At 73.5% G+C, this 23,623-nt stretch carries 21 protein-coding genes; 8 read left to right on the top strand and 13 right to left on the bottom strand.

Going from position 1 to position 23,623, the window contains the following annotated elements; genetic code table 11:
• Positions 1 to 77 precede the first annotated feature (77 nt).
• Genes ACZ4SV_RS03825 through ACZ4SV_RS03870 form a run of 10 tightly spaced genes read right to left on the bottom strand, consistent with a single transcriptional unit; the run spans position 78 to position 10,233 of the window.
• Positions 78 to 1,595, bottom strand: a complete 1,518-nt coding sequence (locus ACZ4SV_RS03825; RefSeq protein ID WP_468001089.1) for an NADH-quinone oxidoreductase subunit N — start codon at positions 1,593 to 1,595, stop codon at positions 78 to 80.
• A complete protein-coding gene (locus tag ACZ4SV_RS03830; RefSeq protein WP_468001091.1) occupies positions 1,592 to 3,166 on the bottom strand; it encodes an NADH-quinone oxidoreductase subunit M in 1,575 nt (524 codons plus the stop codon). Before ACZ4SV_RS03830 ends, ACZ4SV_RS03825 begins: the two co-directional genes overlap by 4 nt.
• Positions 3,167 to 3,172: 6 nt before the next feature.
• The gene (locus tag ACZ4SV_RS03835; RefSeq protein ID WP_468001093.1) at positions 3,173 to 5,167 is read right to left on the bottom strand and encodes an NADH-quinone oxidoreductase subunit 5 family protein; all 1,995 of its coding nucleotides are present in this window, start codon (positions 5,165 to 5,167) and stop codon (positions 3,173 to 3,175) included.
• Complete coding sequence (gene nuoK / locus ACZ4SV_RS03840) at positions 5,164 to 5,538, bottom strand: NADH-quinone oxidoreductase subunit NuoK (protein ID WP_365880380.1); 375 nt, start codon at positions 5,536 to 5,538, stop codon at positions 5,164 to 5,166. The genes ACZ4SV_RS03835 and nuoK overlap by 4 nt, the downstream gene beginning before the upstream one ends.
• Positions 5,538 to 6,161 carry an NADH-quinone oxidoreductase subunit J family protein gene (locus ACZ4SV_RS03845; RefSeq protein ID WP_468001095.1) on the bottom strand — a complete coding sequence of 208 codons (624 nt, stop codon included), beginning with the start codon at positions 6,159 to 6,161 and terminating at the stop codon, positions 5,538 to 5,540. Before ACZ4SV_RS03845 ends, nuoK begins: the two co-directional genes overlap by 1 nt.
• Positions 6,158 to 6,709, bottom strand: coding sequence for a NuoI/complex I 23 kDa subunit family protein (locus ACZ4SV_RS03850; RefSeq protein ID WP_397938357.1), 552 nt, complete (start codon positions 6,707 to 6,709; stop codon positions 6,158 to 6,160). The genes ACZ4SV_RS03845 and ACZ4SV_RS03850 overlap by 4 nt, the downstream gene beginning before the upstream one ends.
• Positions 6,709 to 7,677 (bottom strand): complex I subunit 1/NuoH family protein, encoded by a 969-nt coding sequence (locus ACZ4SV_RS03855; protein ID WP_397938359.1) that lies wholly within the window; start codon positions 7,675 to 7,677, stop codon positions 6,709 to 6,711. Before ACZ4SV_RS03855 ends, ACZ4SV_RS03850 begins: the two co-directional genes overlap by 1 nt.
• Positions 7,674 to 9,224, bottom strand: a complete 1,551-nt coding sequence (locus ACZ4SV_RS03860) for an NADH-quinone oxidoreductase subunit C (protein ID WP_468001098.1) — start codon at positions 9,222 to 9,224, stop codon at positions 7,674 to 7,676. Before ACZ4SV_RS03860 ends, ACZ4SV_RS03855 begins: the two co-directional genes overlap by 4 nt.
• Positions 9,221 to 9,823, bottom strand: a complete 603-nt coding sequence (locus ACZ4SV_RS03865; protein WP_397938362.1) for an NADH-quinone oxidoreductase subunit B — start codon at positions 9,821 to 9,823, stop codon at positions 9,221 to 9,223. The genes ACZ4SV_RS03860 and ACZ4SV_RS03865 overlap by 4 nt, the downstream gene beginning before the upstream one ends.
• On the bottom strand, positions 9,814 to 10,233 hold the full coding sequence (locus ACZ4SV_RS03870; RefSeq protein ID WP_365880370.1) for an NADH-quinone oxidoreductase subunit A: 420 nt from the start codon (positions 10,231 to 10,233) through the stop codon (positions 9,814 to 9,816). Before ACZ4SV_RS03870 ends, ACZ4SV_RS03865 begins: the two co-directional genes overlap by 10 nt.
• Before the next feature lie 222 nt (positions 10,234 to 10,455).
• Here ACZ4SV_RS03870 and ACZ4SV_RS03875 point away from each other — a divergent pair, with 222 nt between their 5' ends.
• From ACZ4SV_RS03875 to ACZ4SV_RS03895, 5 genes are all read left to right on the top strand, one after another.
• Positions 10,456 to 11,640, top strand: a complete 1,185-nt coding sequence (locus tag ACZ4SV_RS03875; protein ID WP_468001101.1) for a sensor histidine kinase — start codon at positions 10,456 to 10,458, stop codon at positions 11,638 to 11,640.
• Positions 11,641 to 11,896: 256 nt separating this feature from the next.
• The gene (locus ACZ4SV_RS03880; RefSeq protein WP_468001317.1) at positions 11,897 to 13,222 is read left to right on the top strand and encodes a sensor histidine kinase; all 1,326 of its coding nucleotides are present in this window, start codon (positions 11,897 to 11,899) and stop codon (positions 13,220 to 13,222) included.
• Positions 13,223 to 13,405: 183 nt separating this feature from the next.
• Positions 13,406 to 14,065: a response regulator transcription factor gene (locus ACZ4SV_RS03885; protein WP_365941499.1), complete on the top strand. Its 660-nt coding sequence runs from the start codon at positions 13,406 to 13,408 to the stop codon at positions 14,063 to 14,065.
• Positions 14,066 to 14,260: 195 nt separating this feature from the next.
• The gene (locus ACZ4SV_RS03890) at positions 14,261 to 16,189 is read left to right on the top strand and encodes a 2-oxoacid:acceptor oxidoreductase subunit alpha (RefSeq protein ID WP_468001103.1); all 1,929 of its coding nucleotides are present in this window, start codon (positions 14,261 to 14,263) and stop codon (positions 16,187 to 16,189) included.
• Positions 16,182 to 17,243, top strand: coding sequence for a 2-oxoacid:ferredoxin oxidoreductase subunit beta (locus tag ACZ4SV_RS03895; RefSeq protein WP_365878735.1), 1,062 nt, complete (start codon positions 16,182 to 16,184; stop codon positions 17,241 to 17,243). The genes ACZ4SV_RS03890 and ACZ4SV_RS03895 overlap by 8 nt, the downstream gene beginning before the upstream one ends.
• 13 nt (positions 17,244 to 17,256) lie before the next feature.
• On the opposite strand, the gene ACZ4SV_RS03900 is transcribed toward ACZ4SV_RS03895, so the two are convergent.
• Entirely contained in the window at positions 17,257 to 17,661 is a 405-nt protein-coding gene (locus tag ACZ4SV_RS03900; protein WP_397938371.1) for a winged helix-turn-helix transcriptional regulator, read from the bottom strand.
• Between the two features lie 93 nt (positions 17,662 to 17,754).
• On the opposite strand from ACZ4SV_RS03900, the gene ACZ4SV_RS03905 reads away from it, so the two are divergent.
• The 3 genes from ACZ4SV_RS03905 to ACZ4SV_RS03915 all read left to right on the top strand — a co-directional run bounded on the left by ACZ4SV_RS03905 (position 17,755) and on the right by ACZ4SV_RS03915 (position 21,709).
• The gene (locus ACZ4SV_RS03905; RefSeq protein ID WP_397946739.1) at positions 17,755 to 18,609 is read left to right on the top strand and encodes an SDR family oxidoreductase; all 855 of its coding nucleotides are present in this window, start codon (positions 17,755 to 17,757) and stop codon (positions 18,607 to 18,609) included.
• Positions 18,610 to 18,740: 131 nt separating this feature from the next.
• Entirely contained in the window at positions 18,741 to 19,901 is a 1,161-nt protein-coding gene (rarD, locus tag ACZ4SV_RS03910) for an EamA family transporter RarD (RefSeq protein ID WP_468001105.1), read from the top strand.
• Between the two features lie 1,211 nt (positions 19,902 to 21,112).
• Entirely contained in the window at positions 21,113 to 21,709 is a 597-nt protein-coding gene (locus ACZ4SV_RS03915; protein ID WP_468001107.1) for a flavodoxin family protein, read from the top strand.
• A gap of 3 nt (positions 21,710 to 21,712) precedes the next feature.
• On the opposite strand, the gene ACZ4SV_RS03920 is transcribed toward ACZ4SV_RS03915, so the two are convergent.
• Complete coding sequence (locus tag ACZ4SV_RS03920; RefSeq protein ID WP_468001109.1) at positions 21,713 to 22,591, bottom strand: ABC transporter permease; 879 nt, start codon at positions 22,589 to 22,591, stop codon at positions 21,713 to 21,715.
• Positions 22,578 to 23,591, bottom strand: coding sequence for an ABC transporter ATP-binding protein (locus ACZ4SV_RS03925; RefSeq protein ID WP_468001111.1), 1,014 nt, complete (start codon positions 23,589 to 23,591; stop codon positions 22,578 to 22,580). Before ACZ4SV_RS03925 ends, ACZ4SV_RS03920 begins: the two co-directional genes overlap by 14 nt.
• Between the last annotated feature and the right edge of the window lie 32 nt (positions 23,592 to 23,623).

The following is a 23,623-nucleotide window of genomic DNA, read 5'->3' on the forward strand; positions in this document are numbered from 1 at the left end:
TCCGGCCGTACGCGCGCGTGGCCGCACGGGTGCCCCACGCGCGCGGGACGACTCCTAGGACAGCCCGGAGGCCGCTCCTAGAACAGCCCGGCGGCCGCGAACCGCAGCACTAGCTGGGGTGCTCCGGAGAGGGCGACTCCGAGGACTCCGGTGACGGCGAGGGCGGCCGTGAGCGGGGCCGGCACCCGGTGCCGGACGGACTCGCCCTCGGGGGCGCGGAACAGCAGGGCCGCCCACTGGAGGTAGTAGAAGAGGCCGATCACGACGTTGACGGCCATGACGACGGCGAGCCAGCCGAGGCCCGCGTCGACGGCGGCCGAGAACACCGTGACCTTCGCGAACAGACCGATGACGCCCGGCGGCAGCCCGGCCAGGCACAGCAGGAAGAACGCCAGCAGCAGCGCGGCGAGCGGGTTGGTGGCGTACAGGCCCCGGTAGTCGCTGATCCGGTTCAGCGCGCGGCCGCGGCCCACCAGGGCGGCCACGGCGAACGCGCCGAGGTTCACGGCGGCGTACATCAGGGCGTACGCCACGGTGGAGCCGATCGCCCGCTCGGCGTCCTTGCTGTATCCGGCCGCGGCGATCGGCACCAGCAGATAGCCGGCCTGGCCGACGGAGGACCAGGCGAGCAGCCGTACGGCGCTGTACGCGCGCGTGGTCTGCTGGCGCAGCGCGGCGACGTTGCCGACGGTCATGGTCAGGGCGGCCAGCGCGGCGAGCGCGGGCCCCCAGACGCCGGCGTACGACGGGAACGCGACGACGGTGACCAGGATCAGGCCGGAGAAGCCGACGGCCTTGCCGACGACGGACAGGTAGGCCGCGACGGGCAGGGGCGCGCCCACGTAGGTGTCGGGCACCCAGAAGTGGAAGGGCACGGCGGCGGTCTTGAAGGCGAAGCCGACGAGGGTGAGGACGACACCGGTCTGGGCGAGGGTGTGCAGTTGTCCGCCGACGTGCGGCAGGCGCTGGGCGACCTGGGTGAGGTAGAGGGTGCCGGTGGTGGCGTAGACGAAGCTGATGCCCAGCAGGCTGACCGCGGTGGCGGTGACCGAGGACAGGAAGAACTTCAGGGCCGCCTCGGAGGACCGCTTGTCGCCGTGCCGGATGCCGACGAGGGCGAAGGCGGGCAGGGAGGTGACCTCCAGGGCGACGATCAGGGTGGCCAGGTCGCGGGAGGCGGGCAGGAGGGCGGCGCCGGCCGCGGAGGACAGCAGCAGGAACCAGAACTCGCCCGGCGGGACGCGGCGCCGCTCGTCGTCCAGGTGGGTGACGGAGAGCAGGGCGGCGAGCAGGGCGCCGCCGAGCACCAGGAGCTGGATGACGAGGGTGAAGCGGTCGGCGGTGTAGCTGCACGCGCGCGCGTGGGCGTCGGTGCAGAAGGTGGCGCGGTCGCCGTCCAGGAGGGGCAGCAGCAGCGCGGTCGCCGCGGCGAGTCCGGCGACCGAGACCCAGCCGAGCACGGCCTTGCGGGGCTCGGGCACGAACAGGTCGGCGACGAGGACGGCGAGTCCGACGAGGGCCGCGAGGGCGGGCGGGGCGATCGCGAGCCAGTCGACGGACTGGACCAGCGACTCGGCAAGCGGCTGGGCGCTCATCGGGTGCCTCCTGCGAGGAGCTGCTGCACGGCCGGGTCGGTCAGGCCGAGCAGGGCCTTCGGCCACAGTCCGGCGAGGACGGTGAGGGTGACGAGCGGGGTCCAGGCGGCGAACTCGTACCCGTGCACGTCCGCCAGCTCCGGGACCTCGCGCCGCACACCGCCCATGCAGACGCGCTGGACCACGATCAGCATGTACGCGGCCGTCAGCAGGGTGCCGGACGCGCCGATCGCCAGGAAGGTGAGGAAGGCGGGCCGGCTGAGGCCGGCGGCGGGCCGGAACGCGCCGAACAGCGTGAGCATCTCGCCCCAGAACCCGGCCAGGCCCGGCAGGCCCAGCGAGGCGACCGCGCCGAAGGCGAGCAGACCGCCGAGGCGGGGGGCCCTGCCGTACAGCGCGGCGCCGGTCTCCTTCGCCAGCGTGTCCAGGTCGGTGCTGCCGGTGCGGTCCTTCAGGGCGCCGACCAGGAAGAACAGCAGGCCGGTGATGAGGCCGTGGGCGATGTTGGCGAACAGGGCGCCGTTCACGCCGGTCGGGGTCATGGTGGCGATGCCGAGCAGGACGAAGCCCATGTGGCCGACGGAGGAGTAGGCGATCAGTCGCTTGAGGTCGCCCTTCGCGCCCTGCCGGGCGAGGGCGAGGCAGGCCAGGGAGCCGTAGACGATCCCGACGACGGCGAACGCGGCGAGGTACGGCGCGAAGGTGTGGAAGCCGTGCGGCGCGACCGGCAGCAGGATCCGGACGAAGCCGTACGTGCCCATCTTCAGCAGGACACCGGCCAGCAGGACCGAGCCGACGGTCGGCGCGGCCGTGTGGGCGTCGGGCAGCCAGCTGTGCAGCGGCCACATCGGCGTCTTCACGGCGAGCCCGAGCCCGATCGCCAGAACGGCGACGACCTGCACGGACGCGGTCAGCGACCGGCCGTTGTCAGTGGCGAGTGCCACCATGTCGAACGTGCCCGCCTTGAGACCGACCAGGAGCAGGCCGAGCAGCATGACCACGGAGCCGAGCAGCGTGAACAGGATGAACTTCCACGCGGCCCGGGTCCGGTCCGCACCGCCCCAGCGGGCGATGAGGAAGTACATCGGGATGAGCACCGTCTCGAAGGCGAGGAAGAACAGCAGCAGGTCGAGGACGGCGAAGCTGGCGAGGGTGCCGCCCTCCAGCAGGAGCAGGAGGGCGACGAACGCCTTGGGGGCCGGGCCCGCCGGCGGCTTGAAGTAGGAGTAGAGCGCGCAGAGGAAGGTCAGCAGCGCGGTCAGGACCAGAAGGGGGAGGGAGATGCCGTCGGTGCCGAGGTGGATCCGCACGTCGAGCGCGGGGATCCAGCTGATGTCGGTCGTGGCCTGCATCTTCGACGGATGGTCGTGGTCGAAGCCGAGCGCGAGGACGATCGCGGCGGCGAGGACCGCGCCGGTGACGGTCACGCCGTGCCGCAGCACGGCCTGCCCGGGTGACTTCCCCTTCAGTCCGGGGGGCGCCGGGAGGAGGGCGGCGACGGCGCCGAGGAGCGGGCCGACGACGACGAATGCCAGAAGGAACTGCATCACGGACTCGTTGATACCGATCACGCCTGCTCACGCTCCCGTGGCGACGAGGAGGACGGCGACCGCCAGGACGACGGTGCCGGCGAGCAGCGCGCTCACATAGGTCTGCACATTGCCGGTCTGGGCCCGCCGTACGGCGGTCCCGAGCAGCCGGGGCACGGCGGCGGCGCCGCGTACGTAGGTGTCGACGACCTCGCGGTCGAGGAACCGGACGAGACGCGCTGCGGCCTGGACCGGGCGGACGAACAGCGCCGCGTACACCGCGTCCAGGTGGAAGCCGGCGGCCGCGGGCCGGTGCAGCGGGCCGAGCAGCAGCCGTCCGGGGTCCGCCGGGTCGGGTGCGGAGGCGATGTCGCCGTAGGCCGGTGTGTGGGCGGCGATGGCCTCCGCCTCGACCAGGCCGGCGTCGCCCTCGGGATGGGCGGCGACGGCACCCAGCGGGGTCCGGGCGGCGAGCGCGGTGGTGCGCTGCCAGGCGCCGTAGGTGAGCAGGCCGCCGACCACGGCGAGGCCCGTGCCGAGGATCGAGGTGAGCGGGGCCGGGGTCAGGTCACGGCCGCCGAACCAGCCGGGCAGCGCGCGGTAGGCGAGCCCGCCGAAGGCGAGGGAGGGCAGGGCGAGGACCCAGAGCACCACGGTCATCGTCAGCGGCTGCCTGCCGTGGTCGGGGGCCTCGGCGCCCCGGCCGCGGAAGGCGAGCAGCCACAGCCGGGTGGCGTAGGCGGCGGTCAGCAGCGCGGCGAGCAGGCCGGCGACCAGGACGATCCAGCCGGCCGCGGCGGGAGCGTGTCCGGGGTGGCCCTGCGTCACGTGCTCGGCGGCACCGAGGACGGACTCCTTGGAGAAGAAGCCGCTGAAGGGCGGGATCGCGGCGAGCGCGAGCAGCGCCACGGTCATCGTCCAGTAGGCGTCCGGGACGCGGTCGCGCAGGCCGCGCATGCGGGACATGGCGGCCAGCGAGTTGGTGCCGGCGGCGTGGATGACGGCGCCGGCCGCGAGGAACAGCAGCGCCTTGAAGGCGCCGTGGGACAGGAGGTGGAAGACGGCGGCACCGCGGTCGCCGACGGCGAGGGCGCCGGTCATGTAGCCGAGCTGGCCGATCGTCGAGTAGGCGAGGACGCGCTTGATGTCGTCCTGGGCGAGCGCGGCGAGACCGGAGCCGGTCATCGTGACGGCGGCCATGACGGCGAGGACCACCATCGCGGCCTGGGAGGCCTCGAAGAGCGGGAGGAGACGGGCGGTGAAGTAGACACCGGCGGCGACCATGGTCGCGGCGTGGATCAGCGCCGAGACGGGCGTCGGGCCGGCCATCGCGTCCGGGAGCCAGGTGTGCAGCGGGAACTGCGCCGACTTGCCCGCGACCCCCGCGAGCAGCAGCAGCGCGATCGGCGTCGGATGGCTGATGCCGCCGCTCGCGACGGCGTCGAGGACGCGGGTGACGCGGAACGACCCGGCGTCGCCGGCCAGCGCGAACAGGCCGATGAGGAACGGCACGTCGCCCAGCTTGGTGACCAGGAAGGCCTTCAGGGAGGCGGCGCGGGCCTCGGGGGTCTCCCAGTAGTGGCCGACCAGGAAGTAGGAGCAGATGCCCATGACCTCCCAGCCGACCAGCAGCACGATCAGGTCGCCGGAGTAGACGACCAGCAGCATCGCGGAGGTGAACAGGGAGACGAGAGCGGCGTACGACGGGTAGCGCGGGTCGTCGCGCAGGTAGCCGGTGGAGTAGATCTGCACGCAGGCCGCGACGAAGGCGACCAGTACGGCGACGAGCGCGGCGAAGCCGTCGATGTGCAGGGCCAGCTCGACGGGCACGGACCCGGTGGGCGTCAGCTCGGTGTGGGCGTCCACGGCCGCGTCGCCGCCCTGGCGTACGGCGACCAGCGCGGCCAGCACCAGCGAGGCCAGCGGCGGCAGGACGGCGAGCGGGCGGACGAACCCGGGCGCGGTCCGGCCGAGCAGCAGGCCGGCCGCGGCGCCCAGGAACGGCAGGAGGGGGACGAGGACGGCGAGGGTGGTCGTGGTCACGCGGTGGCCTCAGCCTTCTCGGCCGCGGAGGTGCCGGGGCCCTCGGTCGCGGGGCCCTCGGCGGTGTCGCGGAGCTTGTCGATGTCGGCGGTGCCGCGGTTGCGGTGCACGGCGAGCACGATCGCCAGGCCGATGCCGATCTCGGCGGCGGCGATGGCGATGGTGAACAGGGTCAGCGCCTGGCCGGAGTGCAGGGTGTCCTCGGCGGTCCGGCTGAGCCAGACGTCGAAGGCGACCAAATTTAGGTTGACGGCGTTGAGCATCAGCTCGACCGACATCAGGACCAGGATCGCGTTGCGGCGGGCGAGGACGCCGTAGAGGCCGGTGCAGAACAGGAGGGCGGAGAGTACGGCGGGATAGGCGAGGTGCATCAGCGGGCGCCTTCCTTCCCGGGGGCCGCGGGCACGGCGCCGGCCCTGGCCTTGCGGGACAGCACGATCGCGCCGACCAGCGCGGCGAGGAGCAGCACGGACAGCGCCTCGAACGGCAGCACCCAGTGCCGGAACAGGCTCGCGCCGGTGACCGCGGTGGTGCCGGCGGCCGGGCCGTCCAGGTCGATCCAGGTGGTGCGGAAGGCGTCGGTGACGACCCACACCAGGGCGACGGCGGCGGCCGCCGCGACGGTCAGCGCGGCCCAGCGGTTGCCGGAGTCGGCGTCCGGGGAGCGGCCGATCGGGGCCCTGGTGAGCATCAGCCCGAACAGCAGGAGGACGACGACGGAACCGACGTAGATCAGGACCTGCACCCAGGCGATAAACTCGGCCGTGAGCAGCAGGTACTCCACGGCGAGCCCGCCGAGCGCCACGACCAGCCACAGGGCGGCGTGCACGAGCTGCCGGGTGGTGACGGTGATCAGCGCGGCGCCGAGGGTGACCAGGCCGACGAGCAGGAAGGCGATCTCGACACCGGTCGGCGACAGGAAACCGTGCGGGGCCGCGGCGAGGCGGAGGCCGTGCCCGGTCCCGGCGAGGTGCGCGGCTGCGGCGGGGGTCACGACTCGCCCTCCCGGGGTTCGGCCTGGGCGGCGGCCAGCTTCTCGGCGGTCTTGCGGGCCGCGGCGATCTCCTTGGGCTCCTCGGCGCCGGGGTCCAGGGCGGGCGGGGCCGGCACGGTCCACATCCACTCGCGGAGCTTGTCCCGCTCGTGGGTGAGGTCGCGGATGTCGGTCTCGGCGTACTCGAACTCGGGGGACCAGAACAGCGCGTCGAAAGGACAGACCTCGATGCAGATGCCGCAGTACATGCACAGGGAGAAGTCGATCGCGAACCGGTCGAGGACGTTGCGGCTGCGCTCCCGGCCGCCGGGCGCGGCGGGCGGGACGGTCTCCTTGTGGGAGTCGATGTAGATGCACCAGTCCGGGCACTCGCGGGCGCACAGCATGCAGACCGTGCAGTTCTCCTCGAACAGCCCGATCACCCCGCGGGAGCGGGGCGGCAGCTCGGGCAGGGTGTCCGGGTACTGCTCGGTGACCGTCTTCTTCGTCATCGTGCGCAGGGTGACGGCCAGACCCTTGGCGAGGCCGCTGCCGGGGACGGGGGCCATCAGGAGATCACCACCTTGACGATGCCGGTGAGGGCGATCTGGGCGAGGGAGAGGGGGACGAGGAGGGTCCAGGACAGCTTCTGGAGCTGGTCCTCGCGCAGCCGGGGATAGGTCACGCGGAGCCAGATCACCAGGAAGGCGAGGAGCGCGGTCTTCAGCAGGGTCCACACCCAGCCGAGGCCGTCGGCGCCCCACGGGCCGTGCCAGCCGCCGAGGAAGAGGACGGTGGTCAGACCGCACAGGACGACGATGCCGGCGTACTCGGCGAGCAGGAACAGGGCGAAGCGCAGACCGGTGTACTCGGTGTAGGCGCCGAAGATGATCTCCGAGTCGGCGACCGGCATGTCGAACGGCGGGCGTTGCAGCTCGGCGAGTCCGGCGACGAAGAAGACGACCGCGCCGACGAGCTGCCACGGCACCCACCACCAGTGGAAGGCGTGCAGGACGCCGGGCAGGGAGACCGTGCCGGCCGCCATCGCCACGGAGGCCGCGGCCAGCAGCATCGGCAGTTCGTAGGCGAGGAGCTGGGCGGCCGTGCGCAGGCCGCCGAGCAGGGAGAACTTGTTGGCGCTGGCCCAGCCGGCCATCAGCGAGCCGAGCACGCCGACGCCCATCACCGCGAGGACGAAGAACATCCCGGCGTCGAGGACCTGGCCGACGGCGCCCTCGCCGGGGCCGATCGGGATCGCCAGCAGCACCAGGAGGTACGGCAGGAGGGCCACGGCGGGGGCGAGCTGGAAGACGCGGCGGTCGGCGCCCGCCGGGACCACGTCCTCCTTCTGCGCGAACTTCACGCCGTCGGCGATGAGCTGGGCCCAGCCGTGGAAGCCGCCCGCGTACATCGGGCCGAGGCGGCCCTGCATGTGGGCCATCACCTTGTGCTCCGTCTGGCCGACGATCAGCGGGAAGGTGAGGAAGACGACGAAGACGACCAGGAGTCGCAGGGCGACGTCCAGCACGTCGTTCACTGCGGGCCTCCTGGGGGATCTTCGGGGGTGTCGGGACGATCGGGTCCGGCGGCCCCGCCGGGGCCTTCGGACTCGCCGGGGCCTTCGGGCCCGCCGGGCCTGGCTACCTCGCGTGAGTCCGGTTCCGGGGCGCGGTCCGGCTCGGAGCCCGGCTTGGCTGCCTCGCCTGATTCCGGTTCCGGGGCGCGGTCCGGCTCGGAACCCGGCCGGGCCGTCTCACGTGACTCCGGCTCCGGTTCCGGGGCGCGGTCGGGTTCGTCGAAGGCCGGGCGGGCGTGGTGCCACGGCGCGTCCGCGCTGCGCGGGGCGGCGCCCCGGCGCGCGGGCCGACCGGGACCGGCCGACTCGGCCGCCTTGTCCGGCACGGCCGCCTTGTCCGGCACGGCCGGCTCACTCGGCTCCGCCGCTTCCGGTGACCCCACCGGCTGCGACGGCTCGATCGGCTCGCCCGGCTCCCCCGCCGGCACCGGCTGCGGCGACTGGGCCGACTCGGTCGGCCCGCTCGGCGCGGTCGCCCTGTCCGGCACAGCCAGCGCGGACGGCTCGGTCGGCCCAGTCGGCTCACCCGACCCAGCCGGCGCGGTCCGCTCACCCGAGGCGGGCGGCTCCGTTTCCGTTCGTTGTGAGGTCGAGCCCTCCGACGCGCTGCGGGTGCGGCGCGGGCGTGCCGGTGCGGTCGGCTCGTGGGCCGTGGACGCCTCGGCGGCCGGGCCCGGGGCCGCCGCCCGGGTGGCGTCGCCCTCGGTCGCGGCCTGCTTGCGCGTCGCCGCGTCCTCGGTCCGTTCCGCCTGCTGGCTCGCCGAGCCCTCGCTCACACTCCGCGTCCGGCGCGCCGGCTGGGCCGTACCGCCGGCCTCCTGCCCCGTACGCGCGGCCTGGCCGGCCGAGCCCTCCGACGCCGAGCGAGTGCGCCGTACCGGACGCTCGCCGGCGGCGCGGCCCGCCGCCGCCCTGGCCGGGCGGGCCGGGGCGGGCGGCAGCTGGCCCTTGAGCGGGCCCCACTCGTTGGGGTCGGGCACGCCCGGGGGCAGCATCTGGCGGCGCTTGGGGCCGCCGTGCTCGGACTCGCCCGGTTCCTTGGCGCCCGGCCACGCCTTGGCGACCCGGGCGGCCAGGACGAAGTCCTTGCGGAGCGGGTGTCCCTCGAAGTTCTCCGGCAGCAGCAGGTGGTCCAGCCCCGGGTGGCCCTCGAAGACGACGCCGAACATCTCGTGGGTCTCGCGCTCGTGCCAGCCGGCGCCCGCGTAGACGCCGACGGCGGAGGGCAGCGCGGGGGCCTCGTGCGGGACGGTCGTACGGACCAGGAGGCGGCGGACCGGGCCGAGGGCGACGACGTGCGCGCAGACCCGGAAGCCGGTGCCCGGTTCGTCGACCGCGCTCAACCAGTCGAAGTAGGTGCAGGACAGGGTCGTACGGGCCGTCTCCAGGGCGGTGAGCCAGGCGGACGGCGGCACGTCGACGGTCAGCAGGCCGTACGACTCCTCGGCCGTGGCGTCCGGTCCGAAGAGTTCCCCGGCGGGGGCGGGCAGCCAGCCGGCCGTGCTCATGGCGTGCCCTCCTCACCGGCCGGGGCCGGCGGTCGCACCAGGCCGCTCTGGAGCGCGGCGGCGGACGGCCGGGCGGACCCGGCGCCGTACCGGTCTCCCAGCGACTCGTGGGCGATCTTCTCCTGCAGCTTGAGGATGCCCTGGAGCAGGGCCTCGGGGCGCGGCGGACAGCCGGGGACGTAGACGTCCACCGGGATGATCTGGTCGACGCCCTTGGTGACGGAGTACGAGTCCCAGTAGGGGCCGCCGCAGTTGGAGCAGGCGCCGAAGGAGATGACGTACTTCGGCTCGGGCATCTGCTCGTACAGCCGCTTGACCGCCGGGGCCATCTTGTCCGTCACCGTGCCCGAGACCACCATCAGGTCGGCCTGGCGGGGGCCCGGTGCGAAGGGGATGACTCCGAGGCGGATGAAGTCGTGGCGGGCCATCGACGCGGCGATGAACTCGATGGCGCAGCAGGCGAGGCCGAAGTTGAACACCCAGAGCGAGTAGCGGCGGCCCCAGTTGAGGACCACCTTCATCGGTTCGGGAGCCAGGCGGGCCAGCGTCCCGAGCCGCTGGGGCTCCGGCAGGTACACGGGATCCGGGGTCACGTCCATGCCAGGACGCCCTTCTTGTATGCGTACAGCAGGCCTACGGCGAGGAAGCCGAGGAAGACGAACATCTCCACGAGGGTCGCGGCGCCGTAGCCGGGGGCGGCGAAGACCGTCGCCCAGGGGAACAGGAACACCGAGTCGACCGCGAAGACGACGTACAGGAAGGCGTAGACGTAGTAGCGGACCTGGGTGTGGGCCCAGCCCTCGCCGACGGGGTCGACGCCGCACTCGTAGGTCAGGAGTTTCTCCGGCGTCGGCACGACCGGGCGCAGCAGCCGGCCGGCGCCGAAGGCGACCGCGACGAACAGCACGCCGACGAGGGCGAGCAGTCCGACCACGGAGTAGGACTGGAAGTATCCGGCCGCGACGGCGTGCGCCGCGGCGGTTGTCGAGTCGCCCAACGTCTCCCGCACCGTCCGTCCCTCGCTTCCTGGCCTCGTGTCCCCGGTGCTGCGGTGCCGCAGCGCGATTCGAGGATCTGTACGCACGGGAGTCTAGGCCCTGATAAAGAACCGGTAAGCAGCCCGTCACGGGAGAGGAGGGCCGCATCCCGCCCGGGGTGGGGTTTTCCCCCGGCGGTCCAGGGCGGCGTACCGCATGGCGGGAACCGTGCCGGTCACGGCAGGCTGGCCGGCATGACCCCAACCAGCCCCGCCGCCGGTGACCCGCGTGCCGCCCTCCACCGGCTGCCTCCGCCCCGGCCGGCGTACGACGTCCACACCTGGAAGGAGATCCTGCATCTCCTGCTGAACCTGCCGGTGGCGGTGGTCGGGTTCACGTACGCGTTCGTCGTGGTGGTGGCCGGCGGTGTCCTCAGCCTCACCGCGATCGGACTCCCGCTGCTCGCGCTGAGCCTGCTGGGCTCCCGGCAGCTGGGCAAGCTGGAGCGGGCGCGCGCCCGGAAGCTGCTCGGGGTGCGGGTGGAGGAGCCGACCCCGCTGCCGCTGGCCCGCAGCGGGGGCCCGATGCAGCGGCTGTGGATGGCGCTGAAGGACCCAGTGGGCTGGCGCACCCTGCTGTACGACGTCATCCGGCTGCCCTGGGGCGTCCTCACCTTCTGCACCACGCTGGTCTCGCTGTTCGTCCTGTGGCCGGTGCTGCCGTATCTGTCCCGGGGCCTGGCGAACCTGGACCGGGCGATGGTCCGCGGGCTGCTGTCGCCCTCGGACGAGCTGGAGCGCCGGATCGCCGAGCTGGAGTCGGACCGGGGGATCGTCGTGGACACGGCGGCGGCGGACCTGCGCCGGATCGAGCGGGACCTGCACGACGGCGCCCAGGCGCGGCTGGTGAGCCTGGCCATGGGGCTCGGGCTGGCCCGGGAGAAGCTGCTGGAGGATCCGGACACGGCCGCGGCGATGGTGGACGAGGCGCACGGCGAGGTGAAGCTGGCCCTCCAGGAGCTGCGCGACCTGGCCCGCGGCATCCACCCGGCCGTCCTCACCGACCGCGGCCTGGACGCGGCGCTGTCGGCCATCGCCGCCCGCTGCACGGTGCCGGTACGGGTCGAGGTCGACCTGCCGGCCCGGCCGGCGCAGGCCATCGAGGGCATCGCCTACTTCACCGTCTCCGAGCTGCTCCAGAACATCAGCAAGCACAGCCGGGCCCGCACCGCCTCGGTGGACGTGCGGCACGCGGACGGGCGGCTGCTGGTCCGGGTGAGCGACGACGGCGTGGGCGGCGCCCGGCTCGACGGCGGCAGCGGGATGCGGGGCCTGGCGGAGCGGCTGGGCGCGGTGGACGGCCGGTTCGCGGTCGACTCCCCGGCCGGCGGCCCGACCGTGGTCACCGCCGAGCTGCCGTGGCGGGACCGGCAGGAGTAGGGCCTTCCTCCCGTCGAGCTGCCGTGACGGGACCGCCAGGAGCAGGCCCCTTCCTCCCGCCGAGCTGCCATGGCGGGACCGCCAGAAGCAGGCCCCGTCCTCCCGCCGAGCGGAACGCCGGGGTGGGGAAAACCCCCGGTCCAAGACGCCGATGGCCTCCATGTCGGGACGGCGCCCGGCGGACGACCCTGGACTGGGGCCTTTCGGAAGACCCTGGGGCGGAACCGCCGCCATGACGAGGAGAACGGACGAAGCGATGGCCACGGAGTACGGACACGGGTACGCCCGCCGGGACGAGCGGCGCCACCGGCTGCCGGCCGCGCTGCGGGCACCGTTCGAGGCGCGCGGTTGGCGCGAGTTCGCCTATGTGCTGCTGAGCCTGCCGGTCGCGGTGGTGCTGTTCGGCTGGGCGGTGACGATGATCGCCCTCGGTGCGGGCCTGCTGGTGACCTTCCTCGGCGTCCCGGTGCTGGCGGTGGCGCTGGCCGGCTGCCGGGGCATCGGCGCGCTGGAGCGGGCGCGGGCGCGGGCGCTGCTCGGCCTGGAGGTGGCCGAACCGGAGCCGCTGCGGCCGCGCAAGCCGGGCCCGGTGGCCTGGACGGGCGCGCTGCTCAAGAGCGGTTCCTCCTGGCGGCAGGCGCTGTACGCGCTGGTGCAGTTCCCCTGGGCGGTGTTCTCGTTCTCGGTGACGGTGACCTTCTGGAGCCTGGGCTGGTCGCTGCTGACGTATCCGCTGTGGCGCTGGGTGTTCCCGGCGTACGCCGGCGAGGCCGGGATCCAGCTCTACGGCGACGCCCACCACGCCATCTACCTCGACAACCCGTTCGAGATCACCGTGACCGCGCTGGTCGGGCTGGTGTTCACGCTGGTCACGCCCTGGCTCGTGCGGGCCCTGACCGGCGTGGACCGGCTGCTCGTACGCGGACTGCTGGGCCCGTCGCCGCTGTCGGCGCGGGTGGTGGAGCTGGAGTCGGACCGGGGCACCGTGATCGACACGGCCGCCGCCGACCTGCGCCGGATCGAGCGGGACCTGCACGACGGCGCCCAGGCGCGGCTGGCCGGCCTGGCCATGGACCTGGGCCTGGCGAAGGAGAAGCTGCGCGAGGACCCGCGCGCGGCGGCCCGGATGGTGGAGGAGGCGCACGGCGAGGTGAAGACGGCCTTGCAGGAACTGCGCGACCTGGCCCGCGGCATCCACCCGGCCGTCCTCACCGACCGCGGCCTGGACGCGGCCCTGTCGGCGATCGCCGCCCGCTGCACGGTGCCGGTACGGGTCGAGGTCGACCTGCCGGCCCGGCCGGCGCAGGCCATCGAGGGCATCGCCTACTTCACCGTCTCCGAGCTGCTCCAGAACATCAGCAAGCACAGCCGGGCCCGCACCGCCTCGGTCGACGTGTGGCACGTGGAGGACCGGCTGCTGGTCCAGGTGACCGACGACGGCGTGGGCGGCGCCGACCCGGCGCGGGGCTCCGGACTGGCCGGGCTGGCCGCCCGCCTGGACGCGGTGGACGGCGTCCTCGTGGTGGACTCCCCGGCCGGCGGTCCCACCCGGGTGACCGCCGAACTGCCCTGGCGCCCCTGAGCGCGCGCACGCCCTCCCTTCCCGCTCCCGCCCCGGCACGGCGGCACTCCCGCGCGAATCCTGGAATGCTGGGCCTGCGCAGGACGGCGGCCGGCACGGACGGACGCCGTCGTCACGGACCCGGTCACGAGGACCGGGCCGCAGGAGCGGGCTGTGGGGGGCCGGAAGATCGTGGAGGACAGGGTGCGGGTGGTCATCGCCGAGGACTCGGTGCTGCTGAGAGAGGGCCTGACCCGGTTGCTGACCGACCGCGGGCACGACGTCGTGGCCGGCGTCGGCGACGCGGACGCGCTGGAGAAGACCATCGCCGATCTCGACGGCCGGGGAGAACTGCCGGACGTGGTCGTGGCGGACGTGCGGATGCCGCCGACCCACACCGACGAGGGCGTCCGGGCGGCCGTGGCGCTGCGCCGGCTGCATCCCGGCCTCGGGGTGCTCGTGCTGTCGCAGTACGTGGAGGAGCGCTACGCCACCGAGCTGCTGGCCGGTTCCAGCCGGGGCGTGGGCTATCTGCTCAAGGACCGGGTCGCGGACGTACGGGAGTTCGTCGACGCGGTGGTGCGGGTCGCCCGGGGCGGTACGGCGCTGGACCCGGAGGTGGTCGCGCAGTTGCTCGGCCGCAGCCGCAAGCAGGACGTGCTGGCGGGGCTGACGCCCCGGGAGCGCGAGGTGCTCGGGCTGATGGCGGAGGGGCGGACCAACTCGGCGATCGCCCGGCAGCTCGTGGTCAGCGACGGCGCCGTGGAGAAGCACGTGAGCAACATCTTCCTGAAGCTGGGCCTGTCCCCGAGCGACGGCGACCACCGGCGGGTGCTGGCCGTTCTCACCTATCTGAACTCCTGAGGCCCGGCCGGGGCCCGGCGGCGGGGGTCGGGATGGGCGGACATGAGGCGAAGTCGCCGCGAACGGGCGATCTCAAATCGTCGTCCAATCCACGAATGACCCCGGGAAGGCGACCCTGACCGACGTAGGGTTGATCCTGGGATGGTCCGTGGGACGACCGGCCCCGGACAGCCGCCTCGAAGGAGGTCCAGTTCAGTGACCAGCCAGGTCAGCAGCCCAGCGGAGCACACCGACGGAAGCGTCGTGGGAGAGCAGCGCACACCGGGCGGCGCGAAGGACGTGCGGCGCCTGGACCGGGTGATCATCCGGTTCGCGGGGGACTCGGGTGACGGTATGCAGCTCACCGGCGACCGGTTCACCTCGGAGACCGCTTCGTTCGGCAACGACCTCTCCACGCTCCCGAACTTCCCCGCCGAGATCCGCGCCCCCGCCGGCACCCTGCCCGGTGTCTCGTCCTTCCAGCTCCACTTCGCCGATCACGACATCCTCACGCCCGGTGACGCGCCGAACGTCCTCGTCGCGATGAACCCGGCCGCCCTCAAGGCCAACGTCGGGGACCTCCCGCGCGGGGCCGAGATCATCGTCGACACCGACGAGTTCACCAAGCGCGCCCTGCAGAAGGTCGGCTACGCCGGCGACCCCCTCCAGGACGGCTCGCTCGACGGCTACCACCTGCACCCGGTGCCCCTGACCACCCTGACGGTCGAGGCACTGAAGGAGTTCGACCTCACCCGCAAGGAGGCCGAGCGCAGCAAGAACATGTTCGCGCTGGGCCTGCTGAGCTGGATGTACCACCGGCCCACCGAGGGCACCGAGAAGTTCCTGAGAACGAAGTTCGCCAAGAAGCCGGAGATCATGGCGGCGAACATCGCCGCGTTCCGCGCGGGCTGGAACTTCGGCGAGACCACGGAGGACTTCGCGGTCTCGTACGAGGTCGCGCCGGCCTCCGCGGCCTTCCCGGTGGGCACCTACCGCAACATCTCCGGCAACCTCGCCCTGGCCTACGGTCTGATCACCGCGGGCCGCCAGGCGGAGCTGCCGCTGTTCCTCGGGTCGTACCCGATCACGCCGGCCTCGGACATCCTGCACGAGCTGTCCCGGCACAAGAACTTCGGCGTGCGGACCTTCCAGGCCGAGGACGAGATCGCGGGCATCGGCGCGGCGCTGGGCGCGGCGTTCGGCGGCTCGCTGGCGGTCACCACCACCTCCGGCCCGGGTGTGGCGCTGAAGAGCGAGACGATCGGCCTCGCGGTCTCGCTGGAGCTGCCGCTGCTGGTGGTGGACATCCAGCGCGGCGGCCCGTCGACGGGGCTGCCGACCAAGACCGAGCAGGCCGACCTGCTCCAGGCGATGTACGGCCGCAACGGCGAGGCACCGGTGCCGGTGATCGCCCCGCGCACCCCGGCCGACTGTTTCGACGCGGCCCTGGAGGCGGCCCGGATCGCGCTGACGTACCGCACACCGGTGATGCTGCTGTCGGACGGCTATCTGGCCAACGGCTCCGAGCCGTGGCGCATCCCCGACCTGACGGAGCTGCCCGACCTGCGGGTGCCGTTCGCCTCCGGGCCCAACCACACCCTGGCCGACGGCACCGAGGTCTTCTGGCCGTACCAGCGGGACCCGCGGACCCTGGCCCGGCCGTGGGCGATCCCGGGCACCCCGGGCCTGGAGCACCGCATCGGCGGCATCGAGAAGCAGGACGGCACGGGCAACATCTCCTACGACCCGGCCAACCACGACTTCATGGTCCGCACCCGGCAGGCCAAGATCGACGGCATCGAGGTGCCGGACGTGGAGGTCGACGACCCGCACGGCGCGCGGACGCTGGTCCTCGGCTGGGGCTCGACGTACGGCCCGATCACGGCGGCGGTCCGGCGGCTGCGCCGGTCCGGCGAGTCGATCGCCCAGACCCACCTGCGCCACCTCAACCCGTTCCCGCGCAACCTCGGCGCGGTGCTGAAGAGGTACGACAGGGTGGTGATCCCCGAGATGAACCTCGGCCAGCTCGCCACGCTGATCCGGGCGAAGTACCTGGTGGACGCCCACTCCTACAACCAGGTCAACGGCATGCCGTTCAAGGCGGAACAGCTCGCCGCGGCGCTGAAGGAGGCCATCGATGACTGACGCCGGCGACGGGCTGCTCCAGCTGGTCCCCAGGGCCGAGGCCAAGCAGTCGATGAAGGACTTCAAGTCCGACCAGGAGGTGCGCTGGTGCCCGGGGTGCGGTGACTACGCGATCCTGGCCGCCGTGCAGGGCTTCATGCCGGAACTGGGCCTGGCGAAGGAGAACATCGTCTTCGTCTCCGGCATCGGCTGCTCCTCCCGTTTCCCGTACTACATGAACACCTACGGGATGCACTCCATCCACGGCCGCGCCCCGGCCATCGCGACGGGCCTGGCCGCCTCCCGCCGGGACCTGAGCGTGTGGGTCGTCACCGGTGACGGCGACGCCCTGTCCATCGGCGGCAACCACCTCATCCACGCCCTGCGCCGCAACGTCAACCTGAAGATCCTGCTGTTCAACAACCGGATCTACGGCCTGACGAAGGGCCAGTACTCGCCGACCTCCGAGGTCGGCAAGATCACCAAGTCGACGCCGATGGGCTCGCTGGACGCGCCCTTCAACCCGGTGTCGCTGGCGATCGGCGCGGAGGCGACCTTCGTGGCGCGCACGATCGACTCCGACCGCAAGCACCTGACCGAGGTGCTGCGCGCCGCCGCCGCCCACCCGGGCACGGCGCTGATCGAGATCTACCAGAACTGCAACATCTTCAACGACGGCGCCTTCGACGCCCTGAAGGACAAGGAGCGGGCCGGCGAGGCGCTGATCCGCCTGGAGCACGGGCAGCCGATCCGGTTCGGCGCCGACGGCGCGAGGGGCGTCGTGCGCGACCGCGCCACCGGTGACCTGGAGGTGGTCACCGTCACCCCCGAGAACGAGGCGGACATCCTGGTCCACGACGCCCACACCGCGTCCCCGACCACCGCGTTCGCCCTGTCCCGGCTGGCCGACCCCGACACCCTGCACCACACGCCGATCGGTGTGTTCCGCTCGGTCGAACGGCCGGTCTACGACACGCAGATGGCCCAGCAGCTCGACACCGCCGTGGCGCAGCACGGCAAGGGCGACCTGGCCGCGCTGCTCGCGGGCGGGGACACCTGGACGGTCGTCGGCTGATCCGTCCGCCGCTTCACGAGGCCCGGGACCCGGTGTCCCGGGCCTCGTCGTACGCCCGGCGGGCCGCCTCGACCCGGTCCATGCGCTCGTGCGTCCACCGGGCGAGGGCCCGGACCTGCTCCGCCGCCTCACGGCCGAGGCCGGTGAGCGAGTAGTCGACGCGGGGCGGGATGACCGGCTTGGCGTCCCGGTGGACCAGGCCGTCGCGCTCCAGGGTCTGGAGGGTCTGGGCGAGCATCTTCTCGCTGACGCCCCGGCCGGCGGCGCCGCCGACCGCCCGGCGCAGCTCGCTGAACCGGTACGGCCGCTCCAGCAGTTCGATCAGGACGAGGACGCCCCAGCGGCTGGTGACGTGCTCCAGGACGAGGCGGTACGGGCACCGCGCCTCGGTGACCGCCGCGTTCTCACTTACCGTCATGCCAGTACCTTACTTGAAAGTGGGTACTTTCCCAACGACAGCGCAGCTCTTACGGTGAGTGTCAGCACCCCATCCCCCTAGGAGTCGTGAACCATGAGCATCGTCGTCACCGGAGCCACCGGACACCTCGGCCGGCACGTCGTGGAGCAGTTGCTGGAGAAGGTCCCGGCGGAGCGGATCACCGCCGTCGTGCGCGACGAGGCCAAGGCCGCCGCCCTCGCCGCCCGCGGCGTCCGGCTCGCCGTCGCCGACTACGACGCGCCCGAGACCCTCGAGGGTCTGTTCGCCGCCGGCGACAGGGTCCTGCTGATCTCCGGCAACGAGGTCGGCGAGAACCGGGTGCGGCAGCACTCGGCCGTCATCGACGCGGCGAAGGCGGCCGGTGTGGCGCTGCTCGCCTACACCAGCGCCCCGGGCACCCTGACGGCCGCGCTGGCCGACGACCACCGGGCCACCGAGAAGGTGCTGCTCGCCTCCGGCGTTCCGTACAGCCTGCTGCGCAACGGCTGGTACCACGAGAACTACACCGAGAACCTGGCGCCGGTGCTGGAGCACGGCGCGGTCGTCCAGGCCGCCGGAGACGGCCGGGTCTCCTCCGCCGCCCGTGCCGACTACGCCGCCGCGGCGGTCGCGGTGCTGACCGGCGAGGGCCACGAGAACACCACGTACGAGCTGGGCGGCGACGAGGCGTGGAGCTTCGCCGAGTACGCGGCCGAGCTGAGCCGGCAGACCGGCCGGGAGATCGCCTACCAGCCCGTCCCGGCCGAGACCCTCACCGGCATCCTGACCGGCGCCGGGCTGCCCGAGCCGCTGGCCGCGGTGCTGGCCGGCGTGGACGCCTCGATCGAGAAGGGCGAGCTGGTCGTCACCTCCGGCGACCTGTCCCGGCTGGCCGGCCGGCCCACCACGCCCCTCGCGGACGCCGTCCGGGCCGCGCTGAAGGACTGACGCGCGGGGCCCGTCCCGGCCGTCGCGGCTGTCATGACTGTATGGCGATACGGACATGACAGCCGGGAGCGTCCGGCGCTACCTTCTCCTCGCGTGCCCGGACCGGGCACCCGAGTGCGAAGGAGGAGGCCGTGGCCCAGGCGCCCGAGCGTGAGCACCGCATAGGTCTGCTGAACGGTTTCGCCGCCTACGGCATCTGGGGCCTGGTGCCCCTCTTCTGGCCGCTGCTCAAGCCCGCCGGTGCCGTGGAGATCCTCGCCCACCGCATGGTGTGGTCCCTGCTGGTGGTAGCCGTGGCGCTGCTCTTCATCCGGCGCTGGGCCTGGGCGGGAGAGCTGCTGCGCCGGCCCCGGCGGCTCGGCCTGGTCGCCGTGGCCGCCGCCGTGATCACCGTGAACTGGGGCGTCTACATCTGGGCGGTGAACTCCGGCCATGTCGTGGAGACGTCGCTCGGCTACTTCATCAACCCGCTGGTCACCATCGCGCTGGGCGTGCTGCTGCTGAAGGAGCGGCTGCGGCGGGCGCAGTGGGCGGCGGTCGCGATCGGCCTCGCCGCCGTCGTCGTCCTCACCGTCGGCTACGGCCGCCCGCCATGGGTCTCGCTCTCCCTCGCCGTCACCTTCGCCGTCTACGGACTGGTGAAGAAGAAGGTCGACCTCGGCGGTGTGGAGTCGCTGGCCGCCGAGACCGCCCTGCAGTTCCTGCCGGCGCTCGGCTACCTGGGCTGGCTGGTCGCGCACGGCGACGCCAGCTTCCTCAACGACGGCACCGGCCACGCCGCCCTGCTCGCCTCCACCGGCATCGTCACCGCGCTGCCCCTGGTCTGCTTCGGCGCGGCCGCGATCCGCGTGCCCCTGTCCACGCTGGGCCTGCTCCAGTACCTGGCGCCGATCTTCCAGTTCCTGCTCGGCATCTTCTACTTCCACGAGGCCATGCCGCCCGAGCGGTGGGCCGGGTTCGCGCTGGTCTGGGTGGCCCTGTTCCTGCTCACGGGCGACGCGCTGCGCCACTCCCGGCGCCCGCGGCGGCCCGCCGGGCCGCCGCGGGCGCCGGGACACCGGCGTCGGCACCGGCGGACGTCTGACGGTCAGGACCGCGCCGCCGCCGCGCGGTCGGCCAGCCGGACCATGCGGGTCCGGGCGGCCTCCAGCGGGCGCGGATCGTCCGCGGCCGGGCCCGGCTCGGCGGCGAGGTCCGTCCACAGGCCGACCAGGTCGCGGCCCAGCCGCAGGCCCTCCTCCGGATCGCGCACCGCGCGCCAGGCGGTGGCCGCGCTGCGTACGTTGCCGTAGGCGGCCTCGCCGTCCCGGGCCTGGCGGCGCAGCCGGGCGAGGTCCAGGGAGAGCCGGCAGGCGCGCACGGGGTCGTCCGCCAGGTAGGCGATGTAGGCGGTCAGCTCGCGCACGTGCAGCACCTCGGCGTGGGTGGGGCCGAACACGGCGGACGCCTCGGCCAGCGTCCGGTCGGCCAGCTCCGCCGCCGCTTCGATCCGGCCCGCCCGCACGGCCTCGTTGATCCGGCCCAGCGGCTCGGTGAGCAGCTCCGCGCCCTCGGCGGTCTCGGTCAGCGGCCCGTCCCCGAGCACCTCCTCGGCGACCGCGTCGAACCCACGGGCCGGGGTGTGCCCGGGCGCGGGCGGCTCCTCCGGTACGGCGGTGACGGCGGCCCACAGGTCCGCGTCCCCGCTCACTCCGGCGCCTGTCCCGGCGCGCGCCGCCGTCTCCGCCTTGGCCGACGCGTCCGCGCCTGCGAGGGGGGCCGGGGCGGCGGTCGTGGTGTGCGGGCCCGGACCGGTGAGGGTGGCTCGCGGACCCGGGACGGCGGCCGGGGAGGGCACGGCCGGGGCCTGCGGGAACGGGACGGCACTGGCCTGCCGGCCCGGGGCGGCGGCCGGGGCCTGCGGAGCCGGGCCCGGAGAGGGCGTGGCCGGTGGGTCCATCACGGGCGGTGGACCGAATCGGCCGGCCGGGGTCTGGCCGGTGCCCGGGGTCGTGGTCTGCGCGGTCTCCGGCGCGGTCAGCCGGACCGGTTCGCCGGTCATCCGGCTGGAGCCGTCCGCCGAGACCTCCAGGGGGACCACACAGCCGGCGACGTCGTCGTGGACCGTGGCGCGTATCGGGGCACCCAGGCTGATGGCCAGGCGCTGGAGGTGGTTCAGGACGGCCTGCTGGATCTCCTCGCCCGGCGCCGCCACGACCGGCACCCCGTCCACCGAGGCGCCACCCCCGCCGAACACCCGTACCGGCAGCGCCGCCGGATGCCCCACGGGCTGCCGCGGCCGCTTCTTCTCGAAGCTGAGTCGAGCCATCGGTGAACCTCACTCCCCCGGCGCCGCGATCCGGTCGTACGCGTCCTGGCCTCCAGTGTGTCGGTTCGCGCCCCGTTTCCGCGTCACCACGGCGTCACAGCCTCGCATCAGCCGCCCCTGGCGCAGGTTACTTGCATGTGCATAAGATGCACAGGACTTGTCCGGGGTACGACACGACCCACTGGGGGGACTCCCATGAGCCGCCGCTTCCTCTTCGTCCTGGGCAGCGCCCGCGCCGAGAGCAACACCGAGCTGCTGGCCCGCGAGGCCGCCGAGCAGCTACCCGCCGGCACCGGACAGCGCTGGATCCGACTGGCCGAGCACCCGCTTCCCGACTACACGGACCTGCGGCACGACAGCGACCACGTACGGCCGCCCGCGGACACCCCCGCCGGGCTGCTGCTGGACGCCACCCTCGAAGCCACGGACATCGTGATCGCCTCGCCGCTGTACTGGTACTCGGTCTCCAGCCTCACCAAGCGCTACCTGGACTACTGGGCGGGCTGGCTGCGCACCCCGGGGGTCGACTTCAAGGAGACGCTGTCCGGCCGCACCCTCTGGGGCGTCGCGGCGCTCGCGCACGAGGAGCCGGCCGTGGCCGACCCGTACGTGGGCACCCTGCGCAACTCGGCCGCCTACCTGGGGATGCGGTTCGGCGGAGTGCTGCTGGGCAACGGCAGCAAGCCCGGTGACGTGCTGAAGGACACCGGGGCGCTGACGCGCGCGAAGACGTTCTTCGCGCAGGACGCGCCCTTCGCTCGCTTCCCGTACGAGACCGGCGGCGCCTCCTGAGCGCTACGCGTTGATGTCCCTCGCCGTGAACCGCGCCCAGGCCGCCGAACCGAACACGGCCGCGTACAGGGCCTGGAGACCGAGGTCGCGCACCAGATCGTCCCAGTAGACGGGGTCGCGCATCAGGTCGGCGAACGACAGCCAGTAGTGCGAGAAGAGGTACGGCTGGAGCGCGTGCAACTGGGGTATCTGGTCGACGATCTGCACGGTGATGAGCAGGCCGACCGTGGTCGCCATCGCCGCGATGCCGCTGTCGGTGAGGGTCGACACGAACAGGCCGAGGGCCGCCACGCCGACCAGGGAGGCCGCCACCACCAGGGCGATCAGCAGGGCGCGGGCCAGTCCCTCGGCCAGGCTGATCCGGGTCCCGGAGATCGTCGTCAGCTCGCCGAGCGGAAAGAGCAGCGCGCCCACGGCCAGCGCCGAACCGGCGACGACCAGGGTAGCCAGCAGGCAGAAGGCCAGCACCGTCGCGTACTTGGTGAGCAGCAGCCGGGTACGGCCGGCCGGGGCGACCAGCAGATAGCGCAGCGTGCCCGCGCCGGCCTCCCCGGCGATCGCGTCGCCCGCGACGACGCCGACCGCCATCGGCAGGAAGAACGGCAGGGTGGCGGCCAGCGCGGTGAACACCAGGAACAGGCCGTTGTTGGTGATCTGCGCGAGGAAGGCCGGGCCCTCGCCGCCGCCCGCCCGGCCGCCGTCCCGTGTCTCGATCCGCACCGCGATCCCGACCAGCACCGGCACCGCGGCCAGCACCCCGAGCAGGGCGAGCGTGCGCCACCGGCGGACGGTGGTGACCAGTTCGCTGCGCAGCAGCCCGAGGGCCCACAGCGGATGCGGACGGCGGACGGCTGCGGTCCGCGGCGGCTCAGCCCGCGACATCGAATCCCTCCCCGGTCAGCGCCACGAACGCGTCCTCCAGCGAGGCCCGTTCCACGGTCAGGCCCCGGACGCGGACACCCGCGGCGACCAGGGCCGCGGTCACCTCGGCGAGATCCCGGCCGGGCGGTTCGCCGGTGACCCGGTCGCCGTCCGAGGACACGTCCCCGACGCCCAGCTCCTTCAGCACCCGGGCCGCCTCGGCCGGGTCCGGGGTGGTCACGGCCAGCCGGCCGCGCGCCCCGGCCGCCAGGTCGGCCACCGCGCCCTGGGTGACGAGCCGGCCGCGCGCCATGACCGCCGCGTGCGTGCACACCTGCTCGATCTCGTCGAGCAGGTGGGAGGAGAGGAAGACGGTCGTGCCCTCGGCGGCCACTTCCCTGACCAGGGCGCGGATCTCGCGCATGCCCTGCGGGTCGAGGCCGTTGGTGGGCTCGTCCAGGACGAGCAGCCGGCGCGGCTGGAGCAGCGCGGCGGCCAGGCCCAGGCGCTGTTTCATGCCGAGCGAGTACGCCTTCGCCTTCTTGCCGGCGGCGGCCGCGAGGCCGACCCGGTCCAGTGCGGCGGCCACGCGCGCGTGCCGGGTGCGCGGGTCGGCGGTGGGGTCGGCGGCGTCGTAGCGCAGCAGGTTGTCCCGGCCGGAGAGGAAGCCGTACAGGGCGGGGCCCTCGATGAGCGCGCCGACCTGCGGGAGGACCGTGCGGGCCGCCTGGGGCATGGGCCGGCCGAGCACCCGGACCGTGCCCGCGGTCGGCTGGATCAGGCCCATCAGCATGCGGATGGTGGTGGTCTTGCCCGAGCCGTTCGGACCGAGGAAGCCGAAGACGCTGCCCGCCGGGACGGTCAGGTCGAGACCGTCCACGGCGAGCTGGCCGCCGCGGTAGCGCTTGCCGAGCCCCCGGGTGACGATCACACTCGCCGGCTCCGCGGCCGGGGGCGCCGCCGGATCGTGCGCGGCGCGCGCGTCCCGCGGGCCGTGGTCCGCGGCGGACGGTCCGTCCATCGGCTCCCCCTCGCTTCCTGCGTCCGGCGGCG

It is taken from the genome of Streptomyces sp. NPDC027672, from assembly GCF_055566335.1.